Below are 22,620 nucleotides of genomic sequence, written 5' to 3' on the forward strand. Positions count from 1 at the left end.
CCTGACGGTGGATTCTTGTATCGCTAAACACGATAAGCAGTGTGTTCAATTCTACTGCACTGTCCGAACAGCAACCTGAATATAACGGCTAATCAATTCTTTTTCGCCTTGAGCGCCTGAATGGTCGCTTTGAGCACCGCGGGTGCCTGTGCAGGATCCCTAAGGTCACGCACCGCTTTGTCCATCGGGCACACGTCGGTGCCGTCACGGTTTCGGATCTCCTCTACGAGTGTGTCATAGGTCGCATCGACCTGGTAGTCAGCCAGGATCTGCTTGCCGCCTTCGCCCATTACATCGCTGTGGATCGCTTTGACCTTGAGGTCGATATAGAGCATCGAGGCCGCCTTGCCGGCGATCTTGTCAGCAGCGGAATATCCCTCATAGCTCTTCCCGCTGTATAAGAGCTGCAGAAGGGGAGCGACGCCCGGTCTATCGGATTTGACGACGTCGTCGCCCTTTACCAGGACACAGCTGACGCCGGCGCTGTGCAGAATCTGGATGGCCTGTTTGAGATCCTGATTGTCAGTGGTACCCATGTGATCTCCTTTGCCAAGGCATAAAAAAGGAACTCAAAGCCTGCTGCTTTAAGTTCCCAGATGTCTAATGGCTCCCCAGGTAGGGTTCGAACCTACGACACACTGATTAACAGTCAGTTGCGCTACCACTGCGCCACTGGGGAATGCAATGCATCACTTAGTATACGAAAAGTCCTGGAGGTTGCAAGGAAAAAGTTGGGGAGAAGTGATTTGAGGGGTATGAATTTATATGTTGGAAACATTCAGGCTTTCCTGTTGAGTCTTTGGACATACGTATCAACCTTTTTGCGCTGTGTTAGCATAAAGCGCAGCCAGTTATAATTTTAAGAATCTGATACATACATGGTACGGAGGTCCCTTTGAGTAAGAGCGCTGGTAAAAGCTCTGGCGAAGCTGCCATTTCTGCGAAAGATGCCTGGTATCCACCACGCAAACGAGATCGTTTTATTATTCAACAGCTGGTCTCCAAAGATTTTAAGCTCCGGTACCGCCGTTCGGTTCTGGGCGTGGCCTGGTCTGTCTTGAACCCGCTGCTGATGATGATCGTTATGTCCGCGGTCTTCTCGACGTTCATGCGCTACGCGGACGACTCCATCAGCTGCTATCCGCTGTACTTGATCATCGGTAACACCGCCTTCCAGCTGATGAGCGATGCCACGAGCACCGGTCTGCGCTCGATTATCGATGCGGCAGGCTTACTCAAGAAGGTAAAGATCAACCGTTATATCTTTCCGATCCAGAAGGTGCTCTCCGCGACGGTGAATTACCTGTTCTCGCTGATCGCCGTCTTCTGCGTTATGCTCTGGTTTCACATCCCGTTCACCCCGCTGCTGCTATTGATGCCGGTGGGCGTCGCGTTTCTGGTGGTCTTCTGCATTGGGATGTCCCTGCTCCTGTGCACCTTAGCGACATTCTTCCGCGATGTCATTCACCTGTGGGGTGTTGTCCTGACTGCCTGGACCTACGCGACCCCGTTGTTCTATCCTGAGTCCATTTTGCCGCCGGGCATGAAGATCTTTGAGGCTGCCAATCCGATGTATTGCTACGTGGAGTGGCTTCGTGACACGATGCTCTGGGCGCGCATGCCGACGCTCAGCCTGTTTCTGCGCTGCCTTATCTTCGCGGTGCTTGCCTGCGTTATCGGCTATGCGGCCTTCCACAAGCACGAGCATAACTTTATTCTCTACATCTAGTGGAGAGAGCCTGGTGTATCTGATTTTGTTTGATTTCTGCTAACGACGGTTGCCTGACGATAAGCAATCAGAAAGCATTGTGGGGCATATGGCTAAAAGAGTGACGTTGCCGGATGATGTGTGTATCCGCGTCGACGATGTATCGATGATCTTCAATGTAGCCAACGAGAAGTTCAATTCCCTGAAGGAGTACTTCATCGCGGCAATGCACCATGAGATCGCCTTCAAGGAATTCAGGGCTTTGGACCACATCTCATTCGATGTCCATAAGGGCGAAGCCTTTGGGCTTGTGGGCACCAACGGCTCCGGCAAATCGACGATGCTCAAGATCATCGCCGGCGTGCTCGAAGCCTCTGAAGGCACCTGCACCGTGCAGGGCACGATCGCCCCACTGATCGAGTTGGGCGCCGGCTTCGATATGGAGCTCACCGCAGAGGAGAACATCTATCTGAACGGAGCGTTGCTCGGCTACTCCAAGGAGTTCATCGATCAGAACTTCCAAAAGATCGTGGACTTCGCAGAGCTCCAGGACTTCATGGAGATGCCGCTTAAGAACTACTCCTCCGGTATGGTCGCGCGTATCGCGTTCGCAATCGCGACGATCACCGAACCTGATATCCTGATCGTCGATGAGACGCTGTCCGTCGGCGACTTCCTCTTCCAGAAGAAGTGTGAGAAGCGTATTCAGGAATTGGTCGAGAACGACAACACGACAGTCCTTTTGGTCTCCCACAGTATCGAGTTGGTAAGGCGGGTCTGCTCGCGCGTTCTGTGGATCGAAAAAGGAAAACAGCGGATGCTGGGACCCTGCGGGGAAGTATGCAAGGCCTACAGTGAGCTCGCTGACAAGTAATAGGTATGGCGTTTTTTAAGGAACTGACTGTATGGTTAATTACAAACTTGCGAATATTCTGATTGCCCCCGACGAGCTTGTAGCTCACTATACAGGACTGTATTGGCACGATAAGGAGGGTTCTGCCCGCTACGATGCCACAGACAATGAATTAGTACTCACCGGAATTGTGGACTTTACGACCTACTTCAATGGCCTTTCAATCGAGAAGTGGCGTCATTACGCGTCCGTCGACGATATCATCCTGGAACTCACGCTTTCAGGAGATGCCTGCCAGATCTATGCGACTTCCCTTTTTGCGGACTCAGAGTATCCGGTTTTCACCAAACAGCCTCTTATGAGCTATGGTAAATCCGATATGCCACAGAAGATCCGCATCCCGCTCCCAAAGAGCACCGCGGAGATCGAAGGTTTTGCGATCATCTCCTCGGGCACCACAAAGCTCTTGGGTGGCGCTTACCACACGATGGTCGACGAGAACCGAATCCGCCCCATCAAGTTGGCGATAGCCACTACGACCTTTAAAAAAGAGGAGTACATCACCCGCAACATTGAGGTGATCCAGGAGCACGTACTGGGCTTAGACGACCCAATTGCCAAAAACTTCCACATGTTTGTGATCGACAACGGCAGAACGCTCGATGTGGAGAAGCTTTCGAGCCCTGGGATCAGCGTGATCCCGAATGCCAACGTAGGAGGCTCTGGCGGCTTTGCACGCGGCATGATGGAGGCGCTCGATTGGAAAGCGACCCACGTCCTTCTGATGGACGACGACGTGCGGGTGCTGCCCGAGAGCTTCAAACGCACCTTTGCACTACTTTCACTTACGAATGATCGCTACAAGGATGCGTTTATCAATGGGGCGATGCTCTCCCGTGAGGAGCCGAACCGCCAGTTTGAGGACGTCGCGGTGGTGCGCAACGGGCACTACAACGGGATCAAGGACAACAACCTTCGGGTCGATACCTATAAGGGTATTGAGGAGAATGAATCGGTCAGTGTGGAGGTGCCACACGCCTATGGTGCCTGGTGGTACTCCTGTATCCCGGTCACGGCGATCCACAAGCACGGCTTGCCGCTGCCCTTCTTTGTGCGGTGTGACGATGTAGAATACGGCATGCGCTGCAAGCCGACCTACATGTGCATGGACGGAATTTGCGTGTGGCACGAGCCCTTCGAGGGGAGATTCCGTGGCACGGTTGACCGCTATCAGTACGTCCGCAATTTCTTGATCATGAATGCGATGGATGACACTGGGGACAATGGGCAGTTCATGCTCTGGCTCGAGCGGACCTTCCACATCTACCTGAGGGCGATGAACTACGACGTCTGCGATCTGATACTCGACGGTCTTGAGGACTACCTCAAGGGTCCGAAGTTCCTGGAGAGCGTCTCCGGTGAGCGCCTGATGAAGGAGAAGGGCAAGGAGAACGAGAAGCTCCTGCCTTTAAATGAGCTCAGTCCGGAAGATCAGGAGATGTGCCGAAAGGCTCCGGCCTCACAGAATCCCTGGGTCCGCACGTCAGGTAAGCGCAGCAGCCTGCCGGCACGGCTCTTTGAAATTGTGCCGTATGACCGGCATCTGATCCCGAATTGGCTCCTCGACCGGCAGCCGGTGGCGGTGAACTATGCACGCGGCGCCTATCCCGCTTCCCTCACCGCAGGCCACTCAGTGTTGGTCGCCTATAACCAGGACGCCACCCAGGCACACGTGCGGCGGATGAACAAACGACGCTGGCAGGCGCTCAATGACCGTTACCACAACTTGGTGAAGGACTTCCAGATCCGTAACGCTGCAGTCGTGCAGTCCTATCTGGATGCCAAGGCCCACCTCACGAGCCGGGTGTTCTGGGAGCACTATCTGGGGCTCGAGGGGCAGGATCAGACAAAATAAACTTACTGAATGAGTCAGGGCTTCAAAACAGTCTCCAAAGCCCTTGGCGCATGTCCTCGATACGACGGAGTTGGGGAACCGGCGAGGGTGCTCTAGCAGCTTCAAATATTATCTGTACACTTACATATTGCCTGTTCACGTCCGCTATCGCTCCGCAGATCCTCCGTCGAAATTTTTCTGAAATAATCGATTCTATCATTGAGATTTTTGACTTCGTGTCGTACAGTTAGGCCAGCCTTTAAAGCGTAGTACGAGATACCCGAAAGGTGAATATGCTCAAGTTTGAGTGAAGTCTCTCACGAAAACCTTCTCGGGTGCCCTGTGCCGCGTTTGCGTGGTTCGGCACCTTATTTTTTAGGAAGGGGAGACCCATGAAGCAACCCAAAGCGGTCATTATGGACGCGCAGGCAATAGAGCGTGCACTCACGCGTATCGCCCATGAGATTATTGAGCACAATGAGGGCGCTCAAAATCTGGTTGTAGTCGGGATCATCCGGCGCGGTGAGATCCTGGCCAAGGAACTGGCACAAAAGATCGATGAGATTGAGGGGGTTAAGCTCCCAATCGGCTCGCTCGATATCAGCTTCTACCGCGATGATTTCGGTATCAACAACTCACCGGTCGTGCACGCGACCAATATCCCATTCTCAATTGAGGGGGTCAATGTGATCCTCGTCGACGACGTGCTCTACACCGGGCGCACGGTCCGTTCCGCGCTCAACGCGCTGATGGACTACGGTCGCCCTAAGACCGTACAGCTCGCCGTAATGGTTGACCGTGGCCACCGTGAGCTTCCGATCCGCGCAGACTATGTCGGAAAGAATGTCCCCTCCTCCCACGAGGAAGACGTACGGATGAGCATCGAGCCGCTCGACGATCACACCGCCGTGGAGATTTGGAACAAGAAGGACGAGTAGGCCGGAGGAGTCACCCATGTTATCAATAAAAAATTTGATTGATACCTACAGCCTCACGGCCGACGATATCACCCAGATCTTGGATACCGCTCAAGCCTTTGAGTCTGTCAACAATGCCCGCATGATCAAGAAGGTCCCTGCGCTGCGCGGCCGCACGATCGTCAACCTCTTCCTGGAGCCCTCTACCAGGACCAAGAGCTCCTTTGAGCTCGCTGAGAAGCGCCTCTCCGCAGACTCGCTGTCTGCCGGTGGATCCACCTCCTCAGTCGTCAAAGGTGAGTCACTTGCGGATACGATTCAGACGATCTCCGCGATGAACGTCGATATGTTCGTCTGCCGTGCCCGCCTAGCCGGCACTCCGCAGCGCATCACTGAGAACACCGACGCTGTCGTAATCAACGCCGGCGATGGCAAGCATCAGCACCCGACGCAGGCGCTGCTCGACCTCTACACGATCAGAAAGCACTTTGGGCATTTGGACGGCCTCAAGGTCGCTATCGTCGGTGACCTAGCGCACTCTCGCGTGTGCGGATCTTTGGCGCCGGCACTCAAGACGATGGGCGCAAAGGTGACACTCGTCGGACCCCCGACCTTCCAGGTCGATGACCCGGACTGGTTCGGCTGCCCCCAGACCGCCCACTTCGACGACGTGATCGAGGACATGGATGTGATCTACATGCTCCGCGTACAGCTGGAGCGTATGGAGGGCGCGGTCATTCCGTCACGGCGTGAATACAACCGCCTCTACGGCCTCGATATGACCCGCGTCAACCGGATGAAGGACAACGCAATCATCTGCCACCCGGGTCCCGTGAACCGCGGTATGGAGATCAATGCGGATGTCGTGGAGTGCAGCCGTTCGCGCATCCTGAACCAGGTCAACGCCGGTGTGCTGACCCGTATGGCCGAGATGTACTTACTTCTAGGAGGAGACAAAGATGGCCTATCTGCTTAAAGGTGCTCATGTGGTCGACCCGCAGGTGGGTCTCGACGATGTTGTGGACGTGCTGATCGACGGCACGACAATCGCGGAGGTGGGGGAGAACCTCGAGCCTCCTGCGGACGCCGAGATCATCGATGCAACCGGCAAGTATCTGGTCCCGGGTCTTGTGGACATGCACGTGCACTTCCGTGATCCGGGCTTCGAGTACAAAGAGACGATCGACACTGGCAGCCGTGCCGCGGCGCACGGTGGCTTCACCGATGTGGCGACGATGCCGAACACGGACCCGGTGACGGACACCGGCGCAGAGATCCGCTATCAGATCGACCGTGGCCGCCACGCTGGCTTGGTCCACATCCGCCCGATCGGCGCACTTACCCGTGACGAGAAAGGCAAAGCCTTGGCAGAGATCGGGGACATGGTGATGGAGGGGGCCTGCGCCTTCTCCGACGATGGACATGGCGTGCAGAGTGCGGGGATAATGAGGACATGCATGGAGTACGTCTCGCAGTTCAACCGCACGGTGCTTGCACACTGCGAGATTGAGTCCTTGACCGCCAACGGCGTCATCAATGAGGGTAAGGCCTCCACCCGCCTTGGCATGTTCGGTATTCCGGCTCTGGGCGAAGAGCTTGAGATCTACCGCGACATCGAGCTCGTCCGCCTCACCAATTGCCGCTACCACGTGTGCCACATCTCCACCCGTAAGGGCCTGAACCTCGTGCGCCACGCGAAGCTGCAGGGGATGCCGGTCACCTGTGAGGTCACGCCGCACCATCTGTTCCTCAACGAGGACGATATCACCGATGCCTACAATACCAACCTCAAAATGAACCCGCCGCTGAGGCCAAAGAGCGATATGCAAGCCATGCAGGAAGGGCTGATCGATGGCTCCATCGACTGCGTCGTCACCGATCACGCCCCGCACGCGCCCCACGAGAAGGACTGCGAGTGGGAGATCGCCTATCCAGGTACTGTGGGTCTCGAAACGAGTCTGCCCTTGATCCTCACGCACCTCGTGCTGCCAGGCAAGATGAGCTGGAATCGGATGGTTGAGGTCATGGCGGTGAACCCGAGAGAGATCCTGACGCTTTCAGAAGTCAAGATCCAGGCAGGCGGCAAAGCCGACCTCACCCTGATCGACCCGAGAAAGGAGATCGAGGCCACCCCGGACTACCTGCAGGGTAAGGCGAAAAATTCCGCCTTCCTGGGCCAGATGCTGACTGGCGCAGCCTCAGATGTCTTCTGTTCAGGCAAACGAACACTGACCGATGGGGTGGTGACAAAATGAGTACCCAGGATATGCCTCACCTTGCCCCCTATACCGTGCGCGAGCGCCACCATGTAGGGGAGCATGTGTGGGAGATCTGGATCAGCACCGACGAGGCGATCCTCGCCGCCTTAAAGCCAGGTATGTTCGTCGATGTCGCGGTGCCGGGCGACCCCCGTCACTTGGTGAGGATCCCCTTGTCCTACTACGATATGGACCTGCACCGCAGCTACCTCAAGCTCTATGTAGTGAATGTGGGTGAAGGTACCAAGCGCTTCTGCCACCAGAAGGTCGGCTCTGGCGCCACCCTGATCGGCCCTCTGGGCCACGGGTGGGAACTGCCAAAGGATACAGAGCATCCCGCGCTTCTTGTCGCCGGTGGCTCCGGCGCGGCTCCGATCTACGCTGCTGCGCGAATGTTTGTAACAGGAGGCATCGACTGCGATGTCGTGATGGGCGCGCAGAGCGGCACCCGCTTCTGGCACGAGGGCGCCGCACAGCTGGCGACACTCGATAGCAGCGCTGATGTACAGGTGTTCCCGGCGACTGATGACGGGAGCTACGGCTTCCACGGGTTCCCGACCCAGTTGATGGAGCGTCTGGTCGAAAAGAAGATCTACGGGTCGGTTCTGTGCTGCGGCCCGAACTCCCTGATGGGGGGCGTCGCGACAATCGCTGCCCGTGAGCACATCCCGTGCCAGGTGTCGCTGGAGAGGGTGATGGCGTGCGGGTTCGGGGCCTGCAATACCTGCTCGGTCGCGATGAAGGACGGCTCGGTGGCCTCCTGCTGCCAGGATGGTCCGGTCTTTGACGCCGAGGAGGTGGAGTGGTGATGCCACGCGTGAATATGGCCGTCAATCTGGGCGGTATAGCTATGCAAAACCCGATCTGCACCGCTTCAGGCACTTTCGGCGCCGGCAAACAGTTCGAGAGCTTCTTCGACGTGAGTACCCTGGGTGCAATCACCTGCAAGGGTGCCTCTGCGAAACCCTGGCGCGGCAATGCTCAGCCGAGGATGACAGAGACGACCTCCGGCATCATGAACTCGGTGGGACTCCAGAACCCTGGCGTCGAAGCCTTTGTGAAGGAGTATGGAGACTACCTCACCGATCTCGATAAGCGCGGCTGCCGCGTGATCTGTCAGGTGGTAGGCCACTCGATTGAGGAGTATGAGGAAGCCCTTGATCTCTTTGAGTCCCTGGCACCCTTTGCCGCGGGCTTTGAGCTCAACATCAGCTGCCCCAACGTCTCAAAGGGTGGCGCCTCGGTGGGGGCGACTCCCGAGAGCGCCGCAGAGGTTGTGAAAGCCTGCCGGCCACGCACAAAGCGTCCGCTGCTCGTGAAGCTTGCCCCGCACAATGTAGCAAAGATCGCGCGCGCCTGTGAGGATGCAGGCGCAGACGCCCTCACCCTGATCAATGCGATCCCGGCAATGGCAATCGACGTCAATACTCATAAGGGCAAACTCTCCCGTGCGACTGCCGGACTTTCCGGCCCGGCGATCCACCCGATCGCAGTGCGTATGGTGTGGGAAGCCGCCCAGGCGGTCGATATTGCGATCAACGGGGTTGGTGGAGTGTCTTCAGGTGCGGATGCCGCGGAGATGATCCTTGCGGGAGCGACCACAGTTTCAGTTGGCTCTGCAAGCCTAGTTGATCCGTTGGCTGCCCAGCGGGTACTTACCGAGCTTACGCAGTGGGCGCAGCGCCAAGGCGTCACCGATATCACAGAATTGATAGGAGCTGTACAGGCATGAACGAAGCGCAAGCTCGAAATTCCATAATTATCGCCCTCGATATGGAGCCGAAAGAGGCGGTTAGACTCACCGAAAAGCTGCGCGGACGTGCCCAGTGGGTCAAGGTGGGTATGACGCTCTACTATTCGGCTGGTCCTTCCATCGTGCACGAGCTGCACCAGATGGGGCTCAAGGTCTTTCTCGACCTCAAGCTCTTCGATATCCCGCACCAGGTACGCCTGGCAGCGCAGGCTGCCTCTGAAGCCGGGGCGGATCTGCTCTCCATCCACGCGTTGGGCGGCACAGAGATGGTGAAGGCAGCACGTGCCGGCGTCGAGGCGGCGGCCCACGGTGGTGAGCGCACCGAGATCCTCGCAATTTCGATCCTCACGAGCATGGATCAGGACACCCTATCCTCAATCGGAATTGACCATGAACTGACCGACGAGGTGCGGCGCTTAGCGAAACTGGCTACTGGTGCCGGCGCCGACGGGATGGTCTGCTCACCCAAGGAAGTCCACATGCTGCGTGAGCTTCTGGGCGAGGATGTGCTGCTCGTCACGCCCGGTGTCAGACCGAAGGGTGCGGCCAAGGGAGACCAGAAGCGTGTCGCGACTCCGCAGCAGGCGATCGCGGACGGTGCCTCGAAGTTGGTGATCGGGCGCCCAATCACCCAGGCCCCTGATCCGGCGCAGGCGTATGAGGATATCGTGGGCAATTTGGCTCGCTAACAGGGAGTATAGCCCAGTTAGACGAATAGGCGCGCCAATTGTGGGCATATCGTATGTATCTTTATGGATTGATTGCGAACGGTCTTGAAAAAACGCAGGTAGATTGCCAAACTTGAACTGTCTACTGTTGGACTTGATAGCTTATAGGTACATTCCTGTATAAGCTCTCTCATGTTTGGAGGATGTATGGCTCTCCCACAACTTACCGATGAGCAACGCAAAGCAGCACTCGAGAAAGCAGCGGCAGCACGGCACGCACGCGCTGAGTTGCGTGAAAAGATTAAAAAGGGCGAGGTTACGCTGCAGGAGGTTCTCGACTCCGATGATCCTATCGCCAATCGCTTAAAGGTGAGCGCGCTCATTGAATCTCTTCCAGGCTACGGCAAAGCAAAGGCGCAGAAGATTATGGATGAGCTCGGCATCTCTTCGACGCGTCGCGTGAAGGGTTTGGGAGCCCGTCAGCGTGAGCAGCTCGTCGAGACGCTATCAAAGTAGTGACGAGACAATCACGACTGTTTGTAATCTCGGGACCGTCAGGTGCAGGCAAAGGAACGCTCGTAGCGCAGCTGCGCAAAGAGCATCCGGAGCTAGGCCTGGCGGTTTCGGCGACTACAAGAAGTCCACGGCCCGGCGAGGTTGACGGAAAAGACTATTATTTCTTAAGCGAGGGTGAATTCAAGCGCAGGGTTGCTGCAGGTGAGTTTGTCGAATGGGCATATGTACATGGGCACATGTACGGCACCCTCGTGAAGGAAGTAGAGCGGCTTCTCGCTCAAGGCAAATCCCTGATTCTTGAAATCGATATACAGGGTGCACTCAATGTCAAAAAGGTCTGGCCGGATGCGGTCCTCATCTTTATCGAGCCGCCGTCGCTTGAGGAGCTGGAACGGCGCCTGTGTGGACGGGGTACTGAGGACGAGCAATCGATTGAGCTTCGGCTCAAGAACGCTAAACACGAGATGACGCTTGCGGATGACTACGATGTCTGCATCGTGAATGACACCGTCGACCGCGCAGTACGGGAACTTTCTGATACCATTGAGCGGTATGAGACTGAGGGAGGCAAGTGATACATGTCAGTTATAAAACCTGAGATTGATAGTCTGCTTGAGAAAACTGAGCACAACCCGTTCCTGTTATGCTCTGTCGCTTCAAAGCGTGCCTGTGACATCAACAATATGATCCACAGCCAGCATGTGCGTGTGAATGAGATCCGTGACTTTGACGATATCACCACCGGCGTGTCCGGTAAGGACACCGTCTCCTGTGCAATGGAGGAGATCGACAACGGTACGCTCAGCTATGTCAAAGAGGACTTCGATAACGCAATCAAGAAGCAAGAGTAAGCCAGGTTTTTAGATACATGGCTACAACAAAACGTGTTTGCTTGGTTCACTACCATGAGATCGGTTTGAAAGGTAAGAACCGCGGTTTCTTTGAAAACCAGCTCGTGATGAACCTGAAGTTTGCGCTGAAGGATACCCCGGTCACAACGGTGCGCCGCATCTCGGGGTATCTTTTGGTTACATTCAGGGGCGATGCAACCAAAGCGGAAGCGAATTTAATCGCTCAGGTGCCCGGCGTCGCCCGGGTATCGGTGGCACACGAGTGCCCACGCGAAGAGGATGCCTACTGCCAGGCGGCAATCGATGCACTCGGCGAGGCGCAGGACTTCAAGACCTTTAAGGTCCACGCTCATAAGTCCTCAACCGATTACGAGATGCACACCCTTGATATCAATCGTCTCGTGGGCAGCAAGCTCTGCGAGGCTTTCCCGGATAAGAAGGTTGACGTCCATCATCCGGATGTGACGGTTCATGTCAACGTCGTTCAGGGCGTCGTCTTTGTTTACGCGCTCTCGGAGCGTGCGGTCGGTGGACTGCCCGTCGGTACTGCCGGTAAAGTCGTGACGCTGCTCTCCTCAGGGTTCGATTCCCCAGTTGCCACCTGGAAGGTCGGGCGCCGCGGTGCAATCTGTGTCCCGATCCATTTTTCGGGGAGACCCCTAACGTCAGATACCTCAGAGTGGCTCACGCAGGACATCGTGAGAGCCCTAGCCCCTGCCGGAATGATCGGAAGACTCTATGTCGTTGCGTTCGGTGCCAGACAGCGCGAGATCTCCCTCAAGGTCGACCAGAAACTGCGCATCATCACCTATCGGCGTGTGATGTTTGCGGTCGCACAGCGCTTAGCCAAGATCGAAGGCGCCAAAGCCCTCGTCACGGGCGAATCGCTCGGGCAGGTCGCTTCCCAGACGCTTGAGAATATCGCGGCTGTCGATGAGATCGCGACAATCCCGGTGCTGCGTCCTCTGATCGGGTCCGACAAGCAGGAGATCATCGAGCGCTCACGTCAGATCAACACCTACGATATCTCCTCAACGACCGTACCGGACTGTTGCACGCTGTTTATGCCGCGCAGACCTGAAACTCATGCAAAGATGGATCAGGTGCATGAGGCCTGGGACTCCTTTGACCACGACGGGATGATCGACGATCTGATCGATAACATCGAATACATCGATGCGGACCAATGCGTCTCCTACCGTCCTCCTAAGCAGTTTCGTGAACATCATGTGGAGCTCGCTCCTGCCAGAGCAATGCCGTCAGATCAAAACGAGTGAGCATCCTCGAGCAAGTTTGAGTGCTGTTTAGATCCTGAGCGAATCCTAATTCTGTCAGATAATCTCCCCGTTCACACTGGTGAGCAGGGAGGTATTTGTATGGAGAGAAGAGATATATCGCACACCTCACCACTGCTGAACAAGCTCAGTCTCAAAGGGCGCCGCTCTCCGGTTCTGGTCCTGATTGCGGTCTGTGCCGTACTGGTAGGCTTTGGGGCCGTTCGGTTCCTTTCGCGGCCGGCGCTCACAGTTGAGCAACCGGTACAAGCCGAACAGAGCGAAAGCGATACAACATCCAAGCAGGATGAGCAGAAAGGGCAGCCACAGACCTCTCGGATCGTAGTGGATGTCGATGGGGCGGTGAACCAGCCAGGGGTCTTCGACGTGGAAGGCTCAGACATCCGAGTGCGAGATGCGATTGAGGCTGCCGGTGGCCTCACTGGGGATGCGGATACCGCGCAGATCAACTTGGCTGCTACCATCACTGACGGGACAAAGATCCATATCCCGACAAAAGGGGAAAACACTGCGACTTCTGCCACTGCACAGACAACTCAGAGCGATACCGCTTCTCCATCATCTGGGAGTAGCGCCTCGCCGTCTGCTCCTGCGGCTTCTTCTGTTTCTTCCCCATCCTCCTCGGGCTCTGTGAACACCGCCGTGGTTAATATAAACACCGCCACTGCTGAAGAATTGGAGACCTTGCCCGGCGTTGGGGCTTCGACAGCACAGAAGATCGTCCAGAACAGGACGGAGCAAGGACCCTTCACCTCAAAAGAGGATCTGATGCGGGTCTCCGGCATCGGCAAAAAGAAGTACGCAAAGCTCGAAAGCCGAATCTGTGTCTGAGGAAGTGCACAAGCCGGCGCGACCCTACATCCCTGAAACCCTCTATGCTCTCATCGTTGTTATCACCACCGAGCGCATCTGTCTTCGGTATCAAAGTGAACTGCTGAGTGTGCCTCGCTGGATCATCGTCTCAGCTACTATAGGGCTAGTACTACTCGCTGCACTGAGCTGGAGGTACCACCAGCATCTGGTCACGCTGCTCTTAGTCTCTGGTATCGCCTCCCTCTCTGCTGCGTACTTGCTCGTTGCTTCAGTGGCTGATTTTTCGAGTGCGCTTGCGGCTAAGGCACCTTCGGCCTGGACCTTCGAAATCACCCGTGACTCGACCAAGGGGACCTATGGGTATCGTTGTCGGGCTCGTGCACGTTCGGAAGGTTCTCCGGATGGGGAAGTTTGGCTCACCTCGGACATGCCCTTTGAAAACGGAGAGACTGTTCATCTGATCGGTCGAACCAAATTCTTTGAGGATGACGACTACGGACGGCGGAGCCGCGCCCAGGGCGTTGCGGCGACAGTCCGCTGCGTGAACGTCACGGATCGAGAGCGACCCCACGGACTCAGAGGGCTCGTCTTTGGATTCCGTAAGCGGGTGGTCTCTGCCTTTGAAAAGTCAGATACCCCTGAGCGTTCACTGGTGATCGGATCGGTCGCGGGCATTGAAATACCGCTTGAACGCAATGGTCTGGACGAGCTCTTTGCGGCCTGCGGCGTCTCTCACCTGGTGGCCGTCTCCGGAGGGCACCTCGTGGTTGTTGCAGGAGTTATCGCGGCATTGCTCGAAGACGCACGGCTCTCGAAGGTCCACAAGATGGTGATCGGCCTGATAGCCAGTGGCCTCTTTGTACTGTTCTGTGGAGCGCCGGTGTCTGCACTCAGGGCATGGTGCATGAGTGCGATAGCCTTGATGGGTGAGATCTTAGGGAGAAGAAGCCACAGCCTCAGCTCGGTGAGTTTTGTCGCACTGTGCTTTGCTTTGGTCGACTCGGGGGTAACCGCTCAGCTAGGTTATCTTCTGAGTGTCTCTGCGGTGGTGGGCTTGTGCCTCTTCAGCAGCTACAGCCTCTATCTGCTCGATAGGTTGGTGCCACGTATCGGGTATATCCGAAGGTTTTCACCCCGGTTTAACCGTTCATTGAGATGGATTGAGAGCGAGGTGCGTGCAACGTTGGCTTCGACGCTGACCGCGCAGGCAGTGACCGTTCCGATCTGTCTCGAGACTTTCGGGACACTTTCGCTGATCGCTCCGGTGGCCAACATCCTGATTACCTTGCCCTTTACGGTCCTGATTGCCTTGGGTATGCTCGCGGCCTGCTTCGTCCCGTTTCCAGCGCTTTCCTCACTGGCACTGAGGGGAGCCGATGGGGCTGCGGGTTTTGCAGTGTGGGTGCTCGATGGCCTCAAACGCGTTCCCTATGCGAGCCTCGAGATCCAAGGTGTAGGTGTATGGATTGAGCTCGTCGCACTTGCAGCCTTTATACTTCTGATTGTGCTGTGGCCGACGATGCATGCGCACGTGTGGCGCAGAGTCGTGCCTGCGCTTTGCCTGATTGTCCTCGCGGTGATGATCCGCTACCGCTGGTTCGCTCCGGCGCGGCTCGTGGTGCTCGATGTGGGACAGGGGGATGCGATCTTGGTGCAGGAAGGTCCCTCGGCAATTCTGATCGATGCGGGTCCGCAGGAATCACTCTTGGCCCCGTTGGAACGGCTGCATGTCGAACATCTCGATGCGGTGATCCTGACGCATCTGCATGAGGACCATACCGGTGGACTGGCAGAGTTGAAAGGAAGCATCGGGGTGGATCAGGTCTATGTGGCCAACGGGGTGAAAAATCACATGAGCCGACAGCTGCAGGAGACCGTCCAGGCGGTGAGCGGCAGAGAGGCACAGGAGCTTACGACAGGAGCAAACCTGACTGAGCAGCACTTTCACCTCAAGATGGTCTGGCCTAAACAACCGGTTGCCGGTGATGAGAATGGAGATTCGATCGAACTGCTGCTGGAATATCAAAACGGCGCTGCCCATTATCGGGGGCTTCTGACCGGGGATGCGGAGGAAGAGCAGCTGGCGCAGATAGAGCAACAGGTAGGTGACATCGACGTGCTGAAAGTCGGGCACCATGGCTCTGAGGTCTCCATCAACGAGGAAGAAGCGCACCGACTCTCTCCGGAACTCGCGCTGGATTCTGCCGGAGAAGGGAACAAGTATGGGCATCCCGCGCAGGAATGTGTTGATACACTCGAGAGCGCCGGGGCGAAGTTTTTGTGCACCAAGGATGTGGGCTCAATTACGGTAAAGGCAAACAAAGACAGTATTGCGGTGTACACCGAGCGCTAAAACAGGGACAATGGATCCCAGAGATTTGAGGAGTGAAGAATGCCGAGAAGCAGCAATCTGTTACGTGCATACATCGTGTTAGGCAATAACGAGATCAAGCGCTCTGATACAGTGAGCCACCTTAAAAAATATGTGAAAGACTCTCTTGCAGCCTTCAACCTGGACGAGATGGATGCCCGTGGCGATTTGGAGCCGCAGACCCTCAAGACGAGCCTCGAAGCGCTGCCGGTGGGTGACAAATATCGGTTGGTGATCGTCCACGACGCGCAGAAGCTCTCCTCACGGGTACAGAAGATGCTCCTTGATTATCTCGATAACCCCAATGAGGGCAGTGTCCTGTTGCTTGACGCCTCAGTTCCCTGTGAGGAGGAGAGCCGTAAGAAGGATGCCTTTGTAAAGTCCAAGCTCTACAGCAAAATCAAGAAGATGGGCCCTGAGGCTACTATCAATTGTCCGACACCGAAGCCTTGGGAGATGCCAAAGGCGGTCCAAACCAAGTTGGCCCGTAAGGCCAAAACAACGATCGATCCCGATGCAGCGCAGGAGCTGGTCAAACGGCTGGGGACCAATATGTCGCTGTTAAGCAGCGAGCTTGAGACGCTTAAGAACCTCGCACAGGAACCGGGCCACATCCGTCTGCAGGACGTCACTGATAATGTCGTGAGAATCGTGGAACCCACGCCGTGGGATCTGGCGGATGCGATGTGTGAGCGCAATCTTAAGAAGTCACTTGAGCTGTTGGCGCAGATGAAGACCTCAGTGGGACCGGGAACCATAGCCTATCTGACGGGACGCGTGAAAGAGCTCATCTGCGCAAAGAGCCTGGAGGAGCGCGGTGAGAGTAGCGCTCTGGCCAGCGAGCTGCATAAGCAGTCCTGGCAGGTGAAAAACTATACGCGGTGGGCACGGAAGTTCTCCCGTGAGGAGCTGGTGGCAGCCCTGAAAGCTTGCGCTCAAACAGACCGCGCAATCAAGAGCGGATCAGATGTCCGCAATACCCTGATCACTTTGCTTGCGAGTATCTGCAGAGAACCGAGCCAGACTACCTACAATTGCTAAAAAGGTGCTCTTCGCTACTTATGGTGGTTAGCACTCCTGCATCCCCTTGAGCACGTGGCACCCGGACAGCCCAGATTCTGCCGACGGGAGGCTTCGGCTCTAAGGTGCGATATGGATGCTTAAAGCAGGTATGCTGGCAAGGCTCTTTAAGAGGTCCCAGGGGGCTTAGAGACGAAAGGGGGCTCTTCGATGTCTGGTTTGAGGGGCGCAGATGAGCGCAGGACGTGCTGCATGTAAGGGTGGCACACAGGAAGGGCCAGGCAAGTGGTGAGCCCGGTCTGCCACAGGCGCTGTAGCACCTGTGGCAGATACGAGAGGACCTCGTGGCATCTCGACATCTGGCAATACGAGACGACCGTACACTGCACAGTGCTAAGTGCCCCTAAGGACAGTGTGCCTGCCGCAAGGATACCCTGAAAGGTCCGTCCAAAGACGCATCACGGCGCTCTTTGAGGCCCAGCTGATAAGGGATGGTACTCTTTGGCATGAGCGTTGTGACCATAAGCCTCTGCACGAGACAGCCCACGCGCATATGGAGGCTGCTTAGCAGAGCCGTCGCCGAGGTAAGGGATGCAGCAGACTACTCCGTAGTCGTGCGTGTGGGTACAGATGACACCGCCAAAAAGTGCGACCAAAGCTGTATCAGCATCATGGCTGACCTGGACCGCCAGCGCGCCATCACGGAAGACAAAGGACAAAGGTGGCACAGGCAGGCTTTGAGATGAGCTTAAAGGAGCACGCAGGGGGACAAGACGGGAGTCTTAGAGGTCATACGCGATATGGCTTAAGGCATGGCCCAGCCAGCAAAAAGCGCTGCCAGGGGCTTCAGGAACACCAGATACTTCAGGACGAGGATCTTCCACTGGAAAACTCAACTTCTCGGCCCAGAGACAGCTGGCCTGTGCTACCCACGAGAGACGTCGAAGAGCCAAAAGAAAGGTACCGCCAGCACGCGATGCCCTCTAACCTGTTCGTCTGAAGCGATATACTTACTTCTGAAGGGTATTCACAAGCTTTTGGACACCAGATTTGCGCTCAGCAGCTTGGTTCTTGTGGATGATGCCCTTGGAAGCTGCCTTGTCGAGCTTGCGGTTTGCAATGCGAGCAACCTTCTGAGCTTCCTCAGCGTCACCGTTCTCGACAGCGACACGGACCTTCTTTACATAGGTCTTGAGCTCGGATCTGACTGCTTGATTGCGGACGCGTGCCTTCTCGGCAGTCTTGATACGCTTCTTCTGAGACTTGATGTTTGCCACGACGAAGTTCCTTTCAGTGCAAAACTATGAGACCTCTTCTGGGCTTGAAGTGGGGTTCAAAACCCGGACACGGCGAGGTCAGACAATCAGTATAGCAGATTCAATTTGGGTATTTTATAGGTACTTTGGTAAGATAGAGGCCATCAAACAAAATTTCATAGGCCGTCCGTATATGGGCGGCCTAACTTTCGGTAGTTCAGAACGACTGAGTAAGATGACGTATGACGAAAAAAATTGACACTTCGCATATCAGAAACTTTTCCATTATCGCCCACATCGACCACGGCAAATCGACGATCTCCGACCGTATCCTGGAGCAGACTCACACGGTAGCCGAGCGGGACATGACAAACCAGATCCTGGACTCAATGGCGATCGAGCAGGAGCGCGGCATCACAATCAAGTCGAATGCCGTGCGCGTCATGTACGATGCGGACGATGGGGAGCAGTACCTCCTCAACCTGATCGACACGCCGGGACACGTGGACTTCAGCTATGAGGTGTCACGCTCCCTTTCTGCCTGTGAAGGGGCGTTGCTGGTCGTTGACGCGACGCAGGGCGTTGAAGCGCAGACTGTCTCCAATGCGAACCTCGCGATGAATGCGAATCTCGATATCATCCCGGTCATCAACAAGATCGACCTGCCTTCCGCACACCCCGAGGAAGTCAAACAGGAGATTGAGGATGAGCTCGCGATTCCGGCGGATGACGCCGTGCTTGTCTCCGGCAAAACCGGGGAGGGTATCCACGACCTGCTGGAGTCAATTGTCTATCTGATTTCACCGCCCAAGGGAGACCCAGATGCTCCGCTCAGGGCCCTCATTCTGGACTCATACTTCGATGAGTACCGCGGCGTGGTGGCGACGGTGCGCGTCTTCGATGGTACGATCAAAAAGGGTGACAAGTTGAAGATGATGGCACTGGGGGACACGTTTCTGTGTGACGGTGTCGGCTGCAAGCGCCCAAAGGAGACCCCACTTGACGAACTCGACGTGGGTGATGTGGGCTACGTGGTGACCGGCCTCAAGGATCCGGAGATGGTCCGTACGGGCGACACGATCACCGACGAGGAGCGCCCGACGGCGAAGGCCTGCCCAGGTTACCGTGAGGCAAAGCCGATGGTGTTTGTCGGCCTCTTCCCGATCGATACGAAGGGCTTTGAGAACCTGCGCGACGCACTGGAGAAGCTCAAGGTCAATGATCCGTCGCTCGTGTGGACTCCGGAGAACTCTGTAGCGTTAGGCTTCGGCTTCCGTGTCGGTTTCCTCGGTATCCTACACATGGAGGTCGTCAAGGAGCGCCTCGAGCGGGAGTTTGGACTCGATCTGATCGCAACGAGCCCCTCAGTGGAATACCACGTATATAAGACCGATAAATCGATGGTTTCGATCACCTCACCGCAGGATCTGCCAGGTCCGACGCAGATCGACCACATCGAGGAGCCGTATCTCCACGCAAAGGTGATTGTTCCGCCTGACTATATGGGCGCAGTGATGCAGCTGATCGTTGATCACCGCGGTGAGACGACCGACATGATCTATCCCTCTTCGAAGACCGTCGAGCTGCACTTCGATATCCCGCTGGCAGAGCTGATCCTCGATTTCTTCGATCAGCTGAAGAGCCGCACCAAAGGCTACGCCTCGCTCGACTACGATATGGGGGAATATACTACCTCTGACCTGGTACGGCTGGATATCCTGCTTGCCGGTGAGCCGGTCGACGCCCTCTCCTTCATCATTCACCGGGATAAGGCGTATACAATGGCGAGAAGCTTGTGCGACAAGTTGAAGGAGATGATCCCACGCCAGCAGTTTGACGTCGCAATCCAAGGTGCCATCGGCAACAAGATCATCGCCCGATCCACTGTGAAGGCAGTCCGTAAAGATGTTCTGGCGAAGTGCTACGGCGGCGATATCACCCGTAAGCGTAAGCTCCTAGAGAAGCAGAAAGAGGGCAAGAAACGCATGAAGGCAATCGGTAAGGTCGATGTGCCGCAGGAGGCCTTTCTGGCTGTGCTAAAGGTGGATGGCCAGTGACAACAAAAGAACTTCTTGCAACCTATGCTGAAGGTGCCGGCCTCTCGCCGCTGCCCCGACCTTTTCCGTGCAAAGGCAGCCTGAAAGAGCGGCTAGCTCAAGCCGGGTACCTGATGGCGCCGATGGCGGGCGTCAGCAACAGCGCTTATCGACTGATAGCGAGATGCGGAGGGGCAGGCCTTGCCTATACAGAGATGGTCTCCGTGGCAGGACTGCACTTCAACAGTCAGAAGACCTGGGATCTGGTGCTGCCCGACGAGGCCGAGCCTGACATTGCAGTGCAGCTCTTCGGCTCCAAGCCCGAACAATTTAGAGAAGCTGCTGCGACGGTCAGCGAACATCTCGGCAACAGGCTTGTCCTGATAGATATCAATATGGCCTGCCCAGCCCCCAAAGTCACCCGCAAAGGGGAGGGCTCTGCGTTGATGGAGAATCCTGAGCTTGCACAGGAGCTTGTACGTGCCTGCCGTGAGGAAACGGATGCACCGGTGACCGCAAAGATCCGCAAAGGGTTTGCCAAAGGTGAAGAGACTGCGCCGGAGTTTGCCCGGGCACTTGAGCAGGCGGGCGTCTCCGCAATCGCAGCCCATGGACGGACCGCACACCAGCTCTATCGAGGTCAAGCCTCCTGGGAGGCAATCAAACATGTCGTCGAGGCGATCTCGGTGCCGGTGATCGGCTCCGGCGATGTGATGAGTGGCGAGACTGCACGCACAATGCGAGAGCAGACCGGCGTCACCGCAGTGATGGTCGCACGGGGCAGCTATGGCGACCCCTGGATCTTCCACGATGCGCAAACAGGTAACAACAGAACCCCCAGCGTGGAGGAGCGACTCAACGCCTTTGCGCTGCAGCTACGCCTGCTGCAGGCGACCGGAGCGCATCTCGCACGGGCTCGGTCCTTAGCAGGTTGGTATATCAAAGGGTTTCCCCATGCCGGAGCTTGGCGGGAGCGTGCGATGCACTGTGAATCGCTCGATGACTATCTGGACTACATCGATCAGCTGAAAGCCTCCTATGGCGCCTATGGCGAAGAGGTTGACTGAGGTGGCCCACAGTTGGGAGGAGCGCTACCACCTGTCGGACGCTCAGGCACTCTACCTCCATATCCCGTTCTGTGCCCGCAGGTGCTTCTACTGCGACTTCTGCTCAGCGGCGAGCCACACTGACAACCCTGCACTTGAGCGCTATATAACTGTCGCGCTGAGTGAGCTGCAAGCCCTTGAGCACGAAGGCCTACTCGATTCATGCGCAACCGCCTATATCGGTGGGGGCACTCCCAGTCTGATGGGGGAAAGACTCATCCCGCTGATTCAGGAAGTCCGGGCATGCTGCACCGGTGAATTCACCAGTGAAGCCAACCCCGATTTTGTGACGCCTGAACTTCTACAGGAATACCGAAAAGCCGGGCTCACCCGCATCTCCTTTGGGGTGCAAAGTACCAGTGACCAGGAATTGCACGATCTGGGACGTATCCACGATGAGCGAACCGCGCTTCAGGCTCTGAAGTGGGGCCAAGAGGTAGGCCTCACTGTTTCAGCAGACCTCATGTGCGCCATTCCGGATCAGACCAGCAAAAGCTGGCAGACGAGCCTTAAGCAGGTCCTCTCAACCGGCATTGAGCACCTGAGTGTCTATCCCCTGATGATCGAGGAGGGGACGGCCTTCGGGCGCCGGTATGGGGTCGAGGATTATCCCTCCTGGAATAACCCGGATGTCCAGGCGATGCGGATGGAGGAGGCTGCCAAGGTGGCAGGCCCTTTCGGCTTTCATCGCTACGAAGTCGCCTCCTACGCCAAGCCAAGATATGAGTGTGCGCACAACAAGATCTATTGGACCGGATTGCCCTATCTTGGAGTGGGATGCGCGGCGTCTGGCATGGTGACAAGAAAGGGGTATGCACGGCTGCGCCGCGTTTACCCGCAGCTGCCTCAGCTGGAAAACGACGCATTCCGTATCCGCCTGACCAATACGACAAAGATCGAGGATTACCTTCACCTCACCCAAGCGTGTGATCTCCACTTCGATATTGAAGCCCTCACGGCGCGTCAGACACTCGCCGAAGATTTGATGCTCGCCTGTCGCATGCAGAAGCCACTCGACCCTATATTGGTCTCATATGCCCGAGACGAGTTGGGCGATACCTTTGATACTGCCGTGCATAGAGAGCAGGCAGAAGGGCTTCTGAATGAGAGGTTGAAGCCGACCCATCAAGGGTGGCTTTTGGGCAATGAGCTCTTCAGCCACATGTGGGATTTGGCCGGAGATAGGCAAACACAGCTCATTTCCGTGTAATTATTTAGGTTTTCTGACGTGAAGCGGTATTGTTAAGAGTAACTGTGGTGAGTCTATCTACTGTAAAGAACAGTAGATTTTCTGATATGTGAACA

The 22,620-nt window shown here is 56.2% G+C and carries 21 protein-coding genes and 1 tRNA gene; 19 read left to right on the forward strand and 3 right to left on the reverse strand.

Going from position 1 to position 22,620, the window contains the following annotated elements; genetic code table 11:
- Positions 1-92: 92 nt before the first annotated feature.
- Both J4859_RS08450 and J4859_RS08455 read right to left on the reverse strand, forming a co-directional pair.
- Positions 93-536, reverse strand: coding sequence for a DUF1893 domain-containing protein (locus J4859_RS08450; RefSeq protein ID WP_212328996.1), 444 nt, complete (start codon positions 534-536; stop codon positions 93-95).
- Between the two features lie 68 nt (positions 537-604).
- Positions 605-679 (reverse strand) — tRNA-Asn (locus tag J4859_RS08455).
- A 216-nt stretch (positions 680-895) separates the two neighbouring features.
- Here J4859_RS08455 and J4859_RS08460 point away from each other — a divergent pair.
- The 16 genes from J4859_RS08460 to holA all read left to right on the forward strand — a co-directional run bounded on the left by J4859_RS08460 (position 896) and on the right by holA (position 16,938).
- Entirely contained in the window at positions 896-1,729 is an 834-nt protein-coding gene (locus J4859_RS08460; protein ID WP_212329004.1) for an ABC transporter permease, read from the forward strand.
- 88 nt (positions 1,730-1,817) lie between these two features.
- Positions 1,818-2,582: an ABC transporter ATP-binding protein gene (locus J4859_RS08465; protein WP_212329005.1), complete on the forward strand. Its 765-nt coding sequence runs from the start codon at positions 1,818-1,820 to the stop codon at positions 2,580-2,582.
- Positions 2,583-2,613: 31 nt separating this feature from the next.
- A complete protein-coding gene (locus J4859_RS08470; RefSeq protein WP_212329006.1) occupies positions 2,614-4,476 on the forward strand; it encodes a glycosyltransferase in 1,863 nt (620 codons plus the stop codon).
- Between the two features lie 371 nt (positions 4,477-4,847).
- A complete protein-coding gene (gene pyrR / locus J4859_RS08475; protein WP_212329007.1) occupies positions 4,848-5,393 on the forward strand; it encodes a bifunctional pyr operon transcriptional regulator/uracil phosphoribosyltransferase PyrR in 546 nt (181 codons plus the stop codon).
- A gap of 16 nt (positions 5,394-5,409) precedes the next feature.
- Complete coding sequence (locus tag J4859_RS08480) at positions 5,410-6,348, forward strand: aspartate carbamoyltransferase catalytic subunit (RefSeq protein ID WP_212329008.1); 939 nt, start codon at positions 5,410-5,412, stop codon at positions 6,346-6,348.
- The gene (locus J4859_RS08485; RefSeq protein ID WP_212329010.1) at positions 6,332-7,627 is read left to right on the forward strand and encodes a dihydroorotase; all 1,296 of its coding nucleotides are present in this window, start codon (positions 6,332-6,334) and stop codon (positions 7,625-7,627) included. The genes J4859_RS08480 and J4859_RS08485 overlap by 17 nt, the downstream gene beginning before the upstream one ends.
- The gene (locus tag J4859_RS08490) at positions 7,624-8,439 is read left to right on the forward strand and encodes a dihydroorotate dehydrogenase electron transfer subunit (protein WP_212329013.1); all 816 of its coding nucleotides are present in this window, start codon (positions 7,624-7,626) and stop codon (positions 8,437-8,439) included. The genes J4859_RS08485 and J4859_RS08490 overlap by 4 nt, the downstream gene beginning before the upstream one ends.
- Positions 8,439-9,362: a dihydroorotate dehydrogenase gene (locus J4859_RS08495; RefSeq protein WP_212329015.1), complete on the forward strand. Its 924-nt coding sequence runs from the start codon at positions 8,439-8,441 to the stop codon at positions 9,360-9,362. The genes J4859_RS08490 and J4859_RS08495 overlap by 1 nt, the downstream gene beginning before the upstream one ends.
- Positions 9,359-10,072, forward strand: a complete 714-nt coding sequence (gene pyrF / locus J4859_RS08500; protein WP_212329017.1) for an orotidine-5'-phosphate decarboxylase — start codon at positions 9,359-9,361, stop codon at positions 10,070-10,072. The genes J4859_RS08495 and pyrF overlap by 4 nt, the downstream gene beginning before the upstream one ends.
- 186 nt (positions 10,073-10,258) lie before the next feature.
- Positions 10,259-10,567, forward strand: a complete 309-nt coding sequence (gene mihF, locus J4859_RS08505; RefSeq protein ID WP_212329019.1) for an integration host factor, actinobacterial type — start codon at positions 10,259-10,261, stop codon at positions 10,565-10,567.
- Positions 10,567-11,142, forward strand: coding sequence for a guanylate kinase (gene gmk, locus J4859_RS08510; protein ID WP_212329021.1), 576 nt, complete (start codon positions 10,567-10,569; stop codon positions 11,140-11,142). The genes mihF and gmk overlap by 1 nt, the downstream gene beginning before the upstream one ends.
- Before the next feature lie 3 nt (positions 11,143-11,145).
- Positions 11,146-11,418: a DNA-directed RNA polymerase subunit omega gene (locus J4859_RS08515; RefSeq protein ID WP_212329022.1), complete on the forward strand. Its 273-nt coding sequence runs from the start codon at positions 11,146-11,148 to the stop codon at positions 11,416-11,418.
- Positions 11,419-11,435: 17 nt separating this feature from the next.
- Positions 11,436-12,695 carry a tRNA uracil 4-sulfurtransferase ThiI gene (gene thiI / locus J4859_RS08520; protein WP_212329023.1) on the forward strand — a complete coding sequence of 420 codons (1,260 nt, stop codon included), beginning with the start codon at positions 11,436-11,438 and terminating at the stop codon, positions 12,693-12,695.
- A gap of 99 nt (positions 12,696-12,794) precedes the next feature.
- Positions 12,795-13,544: a ComEA family DNA-binding protein gene (locus J4859_RS08525; protein ID WP_212329024.1), complete on the forward strand. Its 750-nt coding sequence runs from the start codon at positions 12,795-12,797 to the stop codon at positions 13,542-13,544.
- Positions 13,537-15,879 carry a DNA internalization-related competence protein ComEC/Rec2 gene (locus tag J4859_RS08530; RefSeq protein ID WP_212329025.1) on the forward strand — a complete coding sequence of 781 codons (2,343 nt, stop codon included), beginning with the start codon at positions 13,537-13,539 and terminating at the stop codon, positions 15,877-15,879. The genes J4859_RS08525 and J4859_RS08530 overlap by 8 nt, the downstream gene beginning before the upstream one ends.
- Before the next feature lie 75 nt (positions 15,880-15,954).
- Positions 15,955-16,938: a DNA polymerase III subunit delta gene (gene holA, locus J4859_RS08535; protein WP_212329029.1), complete on the forward strand. Its 984-nt coding sequence runs from the start codon at positions 15,955-15,957 to the stop codon at positions 16,936-16,938.
- Positions 16,939-17,927: 989 nt separating this feature from the next.
- On the opposite strand, the gene rpsT is transcribed toward holA, so the two are convergent.
- Entirely contained in the window at positions 17,928-18,194 is a 267-nt protein-coding gene (gene rpsT, locus J4859_RS08540; RefSeq protein ID WP_212329031.1) for a 30S ribosomal protein S20, read from the reverse strand.
- 221 nt (positions 18,195-18,415) lie between these two features.
- On the opposite strand from rpsT, the gene lepA reads away from it, so the two are divergent.
- From lepA to J4859_RS08555, 3 genes are read left to right on the forward strand one after another with little or no spacing between them, the layout of a single operon-like run.
- Positions 18,416-20,230: a translation elongation factor 4 gene (gene lepA / locus J4859_RS08545; protein ID WP_212329035.1), complete on the forward strand. Its 1,815-nt coding sequence runs from the start codon at positions 18,416-18,418 to the stop codon at positions 20,228-20,230.
- Complete coding sequence (locus J4859_RS08550; protein ID WP_249113569.1) at positions 20,227-21,276, forward strand: tRNA-dihydrouridine synthase; 1,050 nt, start codon at positions 20,227-20,229, stop codon at positions 21,274-21,276. The genes lepA and J4859_RS08550 overlap by 4 nt, the downstream gene beginning before the upstream one ends.
- Entirely contained in the window at positions 21,257-22,525 is a 1,269-nt protein-coding gene (locus J4859_RS08555) for a coproporphyrinogen-III oxidase family protein (protein ID WP_212329037.1), read from the forward strand. The genes J4859_RS08550 and J4859_RS08555 overlap by 20 nt, the downstream gene beginning before the upstream one ends.
- Positions 22,526-22,620: the final 95 nt, after the last annotated feature.

Origin of the sequence: Atopobium sp. oral taxon 416, assembly GCF_018128285.1 — a bacterium.
GTDB lineage: Bacteria > Actinomycetota > Coriobacteriia > Coriobacteriales > Atopobiaceae > Olsenella_L.